The sequence below is a fragment of the Hymenobacter jejuensis genome, assembly GCF_006337165.1.
Taxonomy (GTDB): domain Bacteria; phylum Bacteroidota; class Bacteroidia; order Cytophagales; family Hymenobacteraceae; genus Hymenobacter; species Hymenobacter jejuensis.
In genome coordinates, this window is sequence record NZ_CP040896.1 from 118,953 (window position 1) to 130,833 (window position 11,881).

Sequence of the window (11,881 nt, forward strand, 5' to 3'; positions counted from 1 at the left end):
CCTAATGTGGTGGGCGTACACTTGCATATAGAAACTCAAAAACCGAACATGCAACGCTTTCTTCCGCTTCTCACTTCCCTTTTGCTGCTAACGGGCGCTGCCAGGGCGGCCGCTCCGGAAACAGCTTCCGTAGCCGCTCCCGATACGGCCCGCCTTACGCTGGCCGAGGCTGAGCAGCGCTTCACGCAGAACAACCTCTCGCTGCTCGCGCAACAATACAACGTGTCGGCGGCTGAAGCCCAGATTGTGCAGGCTCGCCTCTGGGACAACCCCACCATTTCGATTGAGCAAAACACCTACAACCCGGCCACGCGGAAACACTTCGACGTGACCAAATCGGGTGAAAGCATCGTGCAGGTGCAGCAGTTGTTTGCGATTGCGGGCCGCCGCAAAGCCGCGGCCAAGGTGGCCCAGCAAAACGCTCTGGTTGAGCAATATACCTTCCAGGATTTGCTGCGCAACCTCGGCTACCAACTGCGCACCACCTTCTACGACCTGTATTTCAAGCAGCGCACGGTGGCCGTTTACGACAAGGAAATCGCCTCGTTTCGCCATACGGTTTCGCTCTACCAAGGCCAGTACGACAAGGGCAACATTGCTCTGAAAGAAGTAATCCGGCTGAAGGCCTTCCTGTTTCAGCTGGAAAATGAACGCCAGGCGCTACTCACCGATATCGCTAGCGAACAAGCTGATTTCCATGTACTTCTGCGCGACAATTCGGGCATTTATTACCAACCGGCAACTTCGCTGGTGGCGCTGCGCAACCTGACGCTCAGCAACTACAACGAGCAGCAGCTCGTCGATACGGCGCTCGTGGCGCGGGCCGACCTGAAAGCCCGCCAAGCGGCACTGGAGCAGCAAAACCAGAACCTGCGCCTGCAACGCGCCCTCGCCGCACCCGACTTGGCGGTGGGCTACGTCTATGACCGGGCGGGCAGCTACATCCCGAACTATAATGCTGTAACCCTGGGTGTTGCCATCCCGATTCTCAACCGCAACCAAGGCAACATCCGCGCGGCGCAAGCCCAGATTCAGGGCAGCAAGGCGCAAGCCGAGCAGCAGCAACTGGTGGTGCAAAACGATGTGCACCAAGCGTTTCAGCTGGCCCAGCAAACCGACAAGCTTTTCCAGGGCAGCGACCGCGAAACCGGCGACTTCGACCGCCTCATCACGGGCATCGAGCAGAGCTACGCCAAGCGCAACCTGACAATTGTGGAGTTTCTCGACTTCTACGAGTCTTACAAGAACAACTTGGTGCAACTCAATCAGTTGCGTGCCAACCGGGTGCGGGCTTTTGAGCAGCTCAACTTCGCCGTAGGACGGCCGCTTTTCAAGGCTGAATAACGGCCTTCCCAACAACGTCAATCCCATCAGCAACTACAGACCCGACGGCCCTCAGCCGCTCCTACAACCTTCTGAATATGAACCGCTTCGCTCCTTTTTTTCCATTAGTCCTGGCCCTTACCCTGGCGGGCTGCTCGCAAAAAGATTCGGCCGATAAGCCGGTGAAAGCCCAGGCCGGCTTCTCGCTCTCGGATACGATGTTGCGCGAAATCAAAATCGATACGGTGCACCCGCAGCCCGTACGCGACGAACTCACGTTGTCGGGCCAGATCGCAACCGACGGCGACAAGACCGTGAAAGTATACCCGCTGGTGGGCGGGGTGGTGGAGCAGCTCTCGGTGGAGCTGGGCGACCACGTCAACAAAGGCCAGGTGCTGGCCGTGATCAAGAGCGGTGAAATCGCCGACTTGCAAAACCAAAGCTCCGCCGCCGGCACTGACCTCGACATTGCCCGCAAGAACTTACAAGTAGCGGAAGATCAGTTTGCAGCTGGTCTGGCCTCGGAGCGGGACGTGACGCTGGCGCGCAAGGAGTTGCAGAAAGCCCAGGGCAACGTGGGCAAGTCGCGCAAGCAGCTGAGCGTGTACGGCGTCTCGGCCGACGGCACCTACGAGCTGCGCGCCCCCATTTCCGGCTTCATCACCGAGAAAAACGTCACCGACCACATGCAGTTTAACGCCGACAACGTTGGCAACTTATTCACTGTCAGCAACTTAGATGATGTGTGGATTATGGCCAACGTGTTTGAGTCGGACATTTCGAAAGTGAAGGAAGGCTACAAGGCCGACGTCACGACCCTCTCCTACCCCGACAAACACTTCAATGGCCGTATCGACAAGGTTTTCAACGTGTTAGACCCCGAGAGCAAAGTCATGAAGGTGCGCGTGCGGCTGGACAACCCCGGCTACATGCTCAAGCCCGAAATGTACGCCCAGATTAAGGTAGAGAATACCGAAAACCAAAAGATGCTGGCCGTACCCGCCAAAAGCGTGGTGTTTGACAAAGACCGCAACTTCGTGATGGTGTTCAAAGACCGCAGCCACATCGAAACCCGGGAAGTGAAAGTGCTCAAAACCGTCGGCGATCTCAGCTACGTCTCCTCCGGTCTGCACGATGGCGATAAGATCATCGCCCAAAATCAACTGCTGGTCTACGACGAGCTAAACGACTAGCGCCAAGATATAACAGGCTGATAACCAGCTTCTCCTTCTTGCTTTAGGAAGGAGAACTGGCTCCGCCTTGCCCAAAATCTAGCTTTCCCAGCTGACCCAGACCGTTCAATATCATGAACAAGTTCATCCAAGGCATTATCGCCTTTTCGCTTAAAAACCGCGGGTTCATCTTTCTGATGACCATCGCGACGGTGATTGCCGGCGCGGTGAGTTACCGGAACACGCCCATCGAAGCGTTCCCGGACGTGACGAATACCGAGATTACCATCATCACGCAGTGGCCGGGCCGCTCGGCCGAGGAAATCGAGAAGTTCGTGACCGTGCCGATCGAAATTGCGCTCAACCCGGTGCAGAAGAAGACCAACGTGCGCTCGACCACGCTCTTCGGCTTATCGGTGGTGAAGGTGATTTTCGACGACGGCGTGGACGACGCGTTCGCCCGCCAGCAAGTCAACAACCTGCTGCGCGAAGTAGACCTGCCCGAAGGTGCCAACCCCGACGTGCAGCCGCCCTACGGCCCTACCGGCGAGATTTTCCGCTACACGCTCGAAAGCAAAGACAAAACCACCCGCGAACTAAAAACGCTGCAAGACTGGGTGATAGAGCGCAACCTCAAGGCCGTACCTGGTGTGGCCGACGTCAACAGCTTTGGCGGCGAAGTGAAAGACTACGAGATCGCTGTGAATCCCGGCAAGCTCCAGGATTTTGGTATCACGCCCTTGGACGTGTACACGGCCATTCAGCGGTCCAACATCAACGTGGGCGGCGACGTGATCAACCAGGGCCAGCAGAACTACGTGGTGCGCGGCTTGGGCCTGCTCAACAACATCTCCGACATCAACAACACCGTGATTAAGAACGTGAACGGCGCGCCCATCCTGATCAAGGACGTGGCCATCGTGCACGAGTCGGCGCTGCCGAAGCTGGGCAAAGTCGGCCGTAACCTGAACGACGACATGGTGGAAGGCATCGTGGTAATGCGCAAGGGCGAAAACCCTTCCGAAGTCATCGCCCGCCTCAAGGATAAAGTGGCTGAGCTGAACGACAAGATTTTGCCTTCCGACGTGAAAATCAAGACGTTCTACGATCGGCAGCAGCTCATCGACTTCTCCACCGAAACCGTGATCCACAACCTGATCGAAGGCATTGTGCTGGTGACCCTGATCGTGTTTCTGTTCATGGCCGATTGGCGCACTACCATCATCGTGTCGGTGATTATTCCGCTGGCCTTGCTGTTTGCCTTTATCTGCTTGCGGCTTAAAGGCATGAGTGCCAACCTGTTATCCATGGGTGCCATTGACTTTGGCATTATCATCGACGGGGCCGTGGTCATGGTGGAAGGTCTCTTCGTAGCCCTCGACCATAAAGCGCACAAGATGGGCATGGAGCGCTTTAACAAGCTCGCCAAGCTGGGCCTCATCAAAAAGAGCGGCCGCGACATGGGCAAAGCCATCTTCTTCTCCAAAGCCATCATTATCACGGCGTTACTTCCCATTTTCTCTTTCGAGAAAGTAGAAGGCAAAATGTTCTCGCCGCTGGCCTGGACGCTGGGTTTTGCCTTGCTCGGCGCGCTCATCTTCACGCTGACGCTGGTGCCGGTGCTTACTTCTATCCTGTTGAAAAAGAACGTGATAGAAAAAGAGAACTTCTTCGTGCGCGGCATCAACCGCGGGGCGCAGCGGTTTTTCAGCTTCACCTACGGGCACAAAACGGCCAGCCTACTGGTGGCAGCGCTGGTGGTAATCGCGGGCCTCGGAGCGTTCAAGTTTCTGGGCTCGGAGTTTTTGCCCGAGCTCAACGAAGGCTCGATCTATGTGCGGGCGCAGCTGCCGCTGAGCATTTCGCTGGACGAGTCGAACAAGCTCTGCAACGACATGCGGCGCGTGTTTCTGGCTTTCCCGGAGGTGAGCGACGTGGTGAGCCAGACCGGCCGCCCCAACGACGGCACCGACCCGACGGGCTTCTACAACAACGAGTTCCTAGTCCAGATCAAGCACACGCCCGAAGTGCAGGACAAGATGAAGCATGCGGCTTACCGTGAGGCACTTATCAACCACATGAAGCAGAAGCTGGCCCGCTTCCCCGGCGTCGATTTCAACTTCTCACAGCCCATCATGGACAACGTGGAGGAGGCCGCTTCGGGCGTGAAGGGCTCCATCGCCGTCAAGATTTACGGGACCGATTTGAAGCTTTTGGAAAGCAAAACCCGCCAGGTGTACGGCGTGCTCAAGGACATCAAAGGCATCGACGACCTGGGCATTCTGCGCAACATCGGCCAGCCGGAGCTGCACGTGGAGCTCGACGAAAGCAAAATGGCCAGCTACGGCGTGTCGAAATCCGATGCGAATGCCGTGCTGGAGATGGCCGTGGGCGGCAAGGAAGCCTCGCAGATGTACGAAGGCGAACGCAAATTCCCGATTCGGGTGCGCTACCAGGAGCAATTTCGCCAGTCACCCGCCGAGATCGCGTCGCTGATGGTACCCACGCAAGCCGGCGGCACAATCCCGATGTCGGAGATTGCTACCATTGGCACCGTCAATGGGCCCTCACTTATCTATCGCGATGATAACCAGCGGTTTGCCGCAGTGAAGTTTTCCATCCGGGGCCGCGACATGGGCTCGACCATAGAAGAGGCACAGAAGAAGGTAAATGCCGTGCTGCAAGTCCCGAAGGGCTACTCGGTTAAGTGGACCGGCGACTTCGAAAACCAGCGGCGCGCTACGCAGCGGCTTACACAGGTTGTGCCGATTTCGCTGGCGATGATTTTCTTCATCCTGTTCATCCTGTTCGGCAACCTGAAAGATGCGGGCCTGGTGTTGCTCAACGTGCCGTTTGCCATCATTGGCGGCATCGCGGCGCTGCTCCTCACGCACACCAACTTCTCGATCTCGGCGGGCATCGGGTTCATCGCTTTGTTTGGTATCTGTATCCAGAACGGGGTGATTTTGATCTCGGTGTTTAAGCAAAACATGGTGAAGAAGCTCAGCCTCGACCGTAGCATTTCGCAGGGCGTAACTAGCCGCGTGCGCCCCGTCGTGATGACGGCCCTGATGGCTACCATCGGCCTGATGCCCGCCGCCATCAGTACCGGCATCGGCTCGGAAACCTCTAAGCCCCTGGCCATTGTGGTGATCGGCGGTCTGATTACGGGCACCATCCTGACGCTGTTCATCTTCCCGCTCGTGTTTGAGCGTGCCTACCGTGCCGAGCACACGCACTACGGCGATGACCCTGAGCTGAACCCCGCTCGCTTCGAAGAGCCTGTTTTGTTTGGCGCATAACCATTTATCAATCAATGTTTTATAAAAAAGCCTCAGGTTTATCCTGAGGCTTTTTTCGTGAACAGCCTAGCAAAACTGTCCTATTGAGGGAGCAAAACCCGTTCTATATTGCTCCCTCCTATCTCTCGTCTGCGGCTCACTCTCGGCAATTATATCCCGCTGCACTGTGTTTATTATCTGCGTGAGCGGGAGGCGTTCGCAGAAAAAAGCACTTGGGTTAGGTGCTTCAACCAGCGGCCCTTACTTTGCCGCGTTGCACGAAATTTCCTTGTCATGGATGATTTTTTTGCTGCCCGGTCGCAAATGGCGTTGTCGCTGGGGTTTCACATTATCTACGCCTGCATCGGCATGGTGATGCCGTTTTTCATGGCGGTGTCGCACTTCCGTTGGCTCCGCACCCACGACGTTGTCTACCAGAACCTTACGAAAGCCTGGAGCAAAGGCGTCGCCATCTTTTTTGCCACCGGTGCCGTGTCGGGCACCATGCTTTCCTTCGAATTGGGGTTGCTCTGGCCCCAGTTTATGGAGCACGCCGGACCGATATTTGGGATGCCGTTTTCGCTGGAGGGAACGGCATTTTTTATTGAAGCCATCGCCCTCGGCTTCTTCCTTTACGGCTGGAACCGCTTCAATCCGTGGTTCCACTGGTTTACGGGTGTCGTGGTGGGTATCAGCGGGTTAGCATCGGGCATTCTGGTGGTCGCGGCCAATTCGTGGATGAACAGTCCCGCGGGCTTCGACTACGTGAACGGCCAGTACCTCAACATCGACCCGATGGCGGCTATGTTTAATCGGGCCTGGCTATCGCAGTCCATTCACATGACCATTGCGGCTTTTGCCGCCACGGGATTCGCCGTAGCGGGTGTGCACGCGCTCATGTTGCTACGCGGAAAAAACGTGGTATTTCACCAACGCGCTTTCGCCATCGCGGCGGCATTTGGGGCGGTGGCGGCTATTTTGCAACCCCTCAGCGGCGACTTTTCGGCCAAAGACGTAGCCAAGCGGCAGCCCGCCAAGCTGGCCGCCATGGAAGCCCTTTTTCAGACGGAGAAGCCGGCGGCATTGGTGCTGGGCGGCGTGCCCGACGAAAAAAACCAACGCGTTGATTACGCCATTAAAGTCCCCGGAATGCTCAGTTTTCTGGCCCACGGCAATTTTCAGCAGGAAGTGCAGGGCCTCGACCGCATCCCGCGCGCCGACCGGCCGCCGGTGCTGGTGCCGCATTTTGCGTTTCAGATTATGGTGGGGCTGGGCACGTTTCTGATGGCGGTGTCGGCGCTGTATTTCTTTGCCTTGTGGCGAAAAAAGGCTTGGCTGCGCAGCAAATGGCTGTTGCGGCTGTTTGTGGCGGCTATTCCGCTTGGGTTTATAGCGGTCGAGGCGGGCTGGACGGTGACGGAAGTCGGCCGCCAACCCTGGATCATCTACGGGGTGATGCGCACCCGCGACGCCGTGACGCCCATGCCAGGCATTCAGTATTCCTTTTACGTGTTTACGGCGGTGTATTTGGTGCTGAGCTTTTTGGTCATCTTCCTGCTGTCGCGGCAAATTCAGATGGTGCCCAAGCTCTACGACCGGCCCGATCGCCCTCTACAACCTGTTTTAGCTTAAGTACTTATGCACTACGTAGTTGTTGCTTATCTGTGCTTGGCGCTCTTGCTGTATCTGGTGCTGGGCGGCGCCGATTTTGGGGCCGGCATTATTGAGCTGTTTACGCCCCACCGGCACCGCCGCGTGGCCCGCCAGACGATGTACCAAGCCATTGGCCCGATTTGGGAAGCCAACCACATGTGGCTGATCATTGCCGTAGTGATTCTGTTTGTGGCGTTTCCGCGCATTTATAGCGTGATGTCGGTGTCGCTGCATATCCCGTTGGTTATCATGCTGTTAGGCATTATCGCCCGCGGCACGGCCTTCGTGTTTCGTAGCTACGATGCCGTGAAGGACAACATGCAGGGCGTTTACAGCCGCATCTTCACGTATTCCAGCTTTGTTACGCCGCTGTTTTTAGGCATCATTGCGGCCAGCGTGCTGTCGGGCACCATCAACTTGCAGGCTACCACGTTTTTAGATGCGTACGTGTTTAGCTGGCTGCACTGGTTTTCGGTGGCGGTTGGCTTTTTTACGGTGGCGCTGTGTGGCTACCTAGCTTCGGTGTACCTGATCGGCGAAGCCACCGACGAGATCAACCGGCAGCGGTACATCGCCAAAACGATGCGCCTGAATATCATTGCGGTAGCCTGCGGTGCGCTGGTGTTTGCGGCGGCGCATTTTCAGGGGGTGCCGCTGCTCAACTGGATTTTTGGCAACGCGGTAGGCGTTACGGCGGTGGTGCTGGCTACGCTGTCATTGGGGCTGCAATGGTATTTGTTGCTGCACGGCCACGACATCATTCCGCGCTTGCTGGCGGGCTTCCAGGCGACCATGATTTTGCTGGCCATTGGCTACAAGCACTTTCCCGATTTCATCATTCTGCGTGGAGGAGGCACACTGTCTTTGTTCACTCAAAACGCTCCGAAAAGCACCATGCATGCCCTCGGCCTAGCCCTGCTCCTAGGCAGCGTCCTGATTTTGCCAGCTTTAGGCTATCTCTACTACAGCTTCCAAAAGAAGGAAGAGTTCGCCGAGCATTGAGCCTCTATACCTAGACCATCATGCAGGGCGAACGCGAAGCATGATAGTCTAGGTATAGAGGGATTTCAAGTACAATCATTTGATAATCAATTCTCTATAAAAAGCCTTCCCTCCATCCGGAGGGAAGGCTTTTTAGTTATCTGTGCTTTCCTATAAGGACTTCCCCCGCGGCTTGCCTTCACGAAATCCTCACTGTAAGGGGCTGAATTTCGGGGTAAATAGGTGCGTAGGCGACGTTGCGGACTTTTCCGGGCGGGGTTGCCGGTTCGCCCGCGCTATTCTTTCACTTATGGGCAGATTTATTCAAAGCATTGTGGCCTTTTCGCTGAAGAACCGATTCTTCGTGTTCTTCATGACGGCCTTGTTAATTGCGGGGGGTGCGTACAGCTACATGCACACGCCGATCGAAGCGTTTCCGGACGTGACGAACACGCAAATTATCATTGTGTCGCAGTGGCCGGGCCGCTCGGCGCAGGAAGTCGAGCGCTTCGTGTCGGTGCCGATTGAGGTGGCCATGAACTCGGTGCAGAAGAAGTCTAACATGCGCTCAATCAGCATGTTCGGCTTGTCGGTGCTGAAGATCAACTTCGACGACGACGTCGACGATTTCTTCGCCCGCCAACAAGTGAATAACCTGCTGGCCGGCGTGAAGCTGCCCGAAGGCTGCGACTCCGACGTGCAGCCGCCCTACGGCCCTACCGGCGAGATTTTCCGCTACACCGTGCAGAGCAACCGCGGGCGCAATACCAACGATTTGCTAGCTATTCAGGACTGGGTGGTGGAGCGCCAGCTGAAGTCGGTGCCCGGCGTGGCCGACATTGCCGCGTTTGGCGGCACCAAGAAAACTTACGAGATCACGGTTGATCCGGGCCAGCTCCAGAAGTTCGATCTGACGCCGCTGGAGGTGTTTCAGGCCGTGCAGAAGAGCAATATCAACGTCGGCGGCGACGTGATTGAGAAGAACTCGCAGTCGTATGTGGTGCGGGGCATCGGCCTGCTCAACAACACCGAGGACATCGGCAACATCATCGTCAAGGACATCAACAGCACCCCGATTCTGGTGCGCAACGTGGCCAGCGTAACGGAGGGCTCGCTTCCGCGCGTAGGGCAGGCCGGCCTCGATGACAACAGCGACGTGGTGGAAGGCATCGTGATTATGCGCAAGGGCGAGAACCCAGCCGAGGTGCTTAAACGCGTAAAAGACAAGATTGAAGACCTGAATACCAAGGTGTTACCGGCCGACGTGAAGCTCGTCACCTTCTACGACCGCGACGTGCTTATGGACCACTGCACGCACACCGTGATCCACAACCTAATCGAAGGCATCGTGCTGGTAACGCTCATCGTGTTCCTGTTCATGGCCGATTGGCGCTCGACGCTTATTGTGGGCGTAGTGGTGCCGCTGGCCTTGCTGTTTGCCTTTATCTGCTTGCGGCTTAAAGGCATGAGCGCCAACCTGTTATCCATGGGTGCCATTGACTTCGGTATTATCATCGACGGGGCCGTGGTCATGGTGGAAGGCATTTTTGTGGTGCTTGATCATAAGGCGCACAAAGTTGGGATGCCGGTGTTTAACAAGCTGGCCAAAATGGGCATCATCAAGAAAACCGGCGGCGAGCTAGGCAAGGCTGTGTTCTTTTCTAAGCTCATCATTCTCACGTGCTTACTGCCCATTTTCGCCTTTGAGAAAGTGGAAGGCAAGATGTTCTCGCCGCTGGCCTACACGCTGGGCTTTGCATTGGTCGGCGCGCTTATTCTGACGCTGACGCTGGTGCCGGTGCTGAGCAGCATTTTGCTCAACAAGAACGTGAAGGAGAAGAACAACCCGCTAGTCAACTTCTTCGATCGCATTGTCACCAAGGGCTTTGCTTGGACTTACACCCACAAACGGGTGAGTTTGCTGACGGCCTTTGCCGTGATGGCCGTAACGCTGTATTCGTTCACGTTCTTGGGCACCGAGTTTTTGCCGGAGCTGAACGAAGGCGCGCTGTGGGTGGAAACCAAGCTGCCGATGTCGTCGTCGCTGACGGAAACGAACAAAATGGCGGCCAACTACCGCCGCATTCTGCGCTCGTTCCCGGAGGTGCAATCGGTGCTTTCCCAGACGGGCCGCTCCAACGACGGCACCGACCCGTCGGGCATTTATTACGTGCAGGCGCAGGTCAACCTCTACCCCAAAGAGGAATGGAAGCGCGACATCACAAAGGAGGAGCTGATTGACGAAATGGATGCCAAGCTGAAGGAGTATCCGGGCATCGTGTTCAACTACTCGCAGCCCATCATCGACAACGTGGAGGAAGCCGTAGCGGGCATCAACGCGGCCCTGGCCGTGAAGATTTTTGGCAACGACCTGCAAGCCATCGACGACAAAGCCGACTCCGTGATGACCATCCTCAAAACCGTGCGCGGCGTGAAGGACTTGGGCATTTTGCGCAACCTCGGCCAGCCAGAATTAAGCATTCATCTAAACGAAGGGCGCATGGCCGCCTATGGCGTACAAGCCTCTGACGCACAAGCCGTTATCGAAATGGCCATTGGAGGTAAAGCGGCCACCCAACTCTACGAAGGTGAGCGCAAGTTCGACGTGCGTATCCGCTACCCCAAGCAATACCGCTCGACCGAAGATGAAATTCGGGAGCTGCGCGTGCCAACCATCCGGGGCACGAAGGTGGCACTCAAGGAAATTGCCGATGTGAAGACCGTCAACGGTCCAGCCTCGGTGTATCATGATAACGGTCAGCGCTTTATCGCGGTGAAGTTTTCCATCCGCGACCGCGACATGGGCTCGACCATTGCCGAAGCGCAGGAGAAAGTCAACCGCCAGATTCACCTGCCCAAAGGCTACAGCATTGCCTGGGCCGGCGAATTTGAAAACCAAGTGCGCGCGACCAACCGCCTCGAGCAAGTAGTACCTATCTCGCTGGTAATCATCTTCATTCTGCTGTTCATCACCTTCGGCAATGCCAAAGATGCGGGCCTAGTGCTCATCAACGTACCCTTCGCCCTGATCGGCGGCATCGTGGCCCTGCACCTGACGCACATTAACTTCAGCATCTCGGCGGGCATCGGGTTCATTGCCTTGTTCGGCATTTGCATCCAAAACGGCGTGATTCTGATTACGGTGTTCAAGCAAAACCTGCGCAAGAAGCTCTCGCTCGCCGAATCGTTGCGCGCCGGCGTGGCCTCGCGCGTGCGCCCCGTCGTGATGACGGCCATGATGGCCATGATTGGTTTGTTTCCGGCGGCTCTGAGCACCGGCATCGGCTCGGAAACGCAGAAACCGCTGGCCATCGTCGTGATCGGCGGCTTGGTGTCGGCCACGGTGCTCACGCTGCTGATTTTCCCGCTCGTGTTTGACTGGGCTTACCGCGAAATGCACCAAGATGCTCCTTCCGCACCCGTATCCGAAGAGAATCAGCTGGTTACGGCATAACGGTCAATGCCTTCCCG

The 11,881-nt window shown here is 56.6% G+C and carries 6 protein-coding genes; all 6 read left to right on the forward strand.

The genetic code is table 11. The annotated features are described in order from the left end of the window. Positions 1 to 48: 48 nt before the first annotated feature. The 6 genes from FHG12_RS00440 to FHG12_RS00465 all read left to right on the forward strand — a co-directional run bounded on the left by FHG12_RS00440 (position 49) and on the right by FHG12_RS00465 (position 11,864). Complete coding sequence (locus FHG12_RS00440) at positions 49 to 1,344, forward strand: TolC family protein (protein WP_139513539.1); 1,296 nt, start codon at positions 49 to 51, stop codon at positions 1,342 to 1,344. Between the two features lie 77 nt (positions 1,345 to 1,421). Then, entirely contained in the window at positions 1,422 to 2,516 is a 1,095-nt protein-coding gene (locus tag FHG12_RS00445; RefSeq protein ID WP_139513540.1) for an efflux RND transporter periplasmic adaptor subunit, read from the forward strand. Between the two features lie 113 nt (positions 2,517 to 2,629). After that, a complete protein-coding gene (locus FHG12_RS00450) occupies positions 2,630 to 5,797 on the forward strand; it encodes an efflux RND transporter permease subunit (protein WP_139513541.1) in 3,168 nt (1,055 codons plus the stop codon). A gap of 273 nt (positions 5,798 to 6,070) precedes the next feature. Beyond that, positions 6,071 to 7,408 (forward strand): cytochrome ubiquinol oxidase subunit I, encoded by a 1,338-nt coding sequence (locus FHG12_RS00455; protein WP_139513542.1) that lies wholly within the window; start codon positions 6,071 to 6,073, stop codon positions 7,406 to 7,408. Between the two features lie 6 nt (positions 7,409 to 7,414). Further along, positions 7,415 to 8,431 (forward strand): cytochrome d ubiquinol oxidase subunit II, encoded by a 1,017-nt coding sequence (locus FHG12_RS00460; RefSeq protein ID WP_139513543.1) that lies wholly within the window; start codon positions 7,415 to 7,417, stop codon positions 8,429 to 8,431. 289 nt (positions 8,432 to 8,720) lie between these two features. Next, on the forward strand, positions 8,721 to 11,864 hold the full coding sequence (locus tag FHG12_RS00465) for an efflux RND transporter permease subunit (protein WP_139513544.1): 3,144 nt from the start codon (positions 8,721 to 8,723) through the stop codon (positions 11,862 to 11,864). The last annotated feature ends 17 nt before the right edge of the window (positions 11,865 to 11,881 follow it).

Excerpts from the sequence above, each read along its gene's own strand:
- FHG12_RS00455 (WP_139513542.1), top strand. The coding sequence starts at position 6,071 with ATGGATGATTTTTTTGCTGCCCGGTCGCAAATGGCGTTGTCGCTGGGG.
- FHG12_RS00445 (WP_139513540.1), top strand. The coding sequence starts at position 1,422 with ATGAACCGCTTCGCTCCTTTTTTTCCATTAGTCCTGGCCCTTACCCTG.
- FHG12_RS00440 (WP_139513539.1), top strand. The coding sequence starts at position 49 with ATGCAACGCTTTCTTCCGCTTCTCACTTCCCTTTTGCTGCTAACGGGC.
- FHG12_RS00465 (WP_139513544.1), top strand. The coding sequence starts at position 8,721 with ATGGGCAGATTTATTCAAAGCATTGTGGCCTTTTCGCTGAAGAACCGA.
- FHG12_RS00450 (WP_139513541.1), top strand. The coding sequence starts at position 2,630 with ATGAACAAGTTCATCCAAGGCATTATCGCCTTTTCGCTTAAAAACCGC.
- FHG12_RS00460 (WP_139513543.1), top strand. The coding sequence starts at position 7,415 with ATGCACTACGTAGTTGTTGCTTATCTGTGCTTGGCGCTCTTGCTGTAT.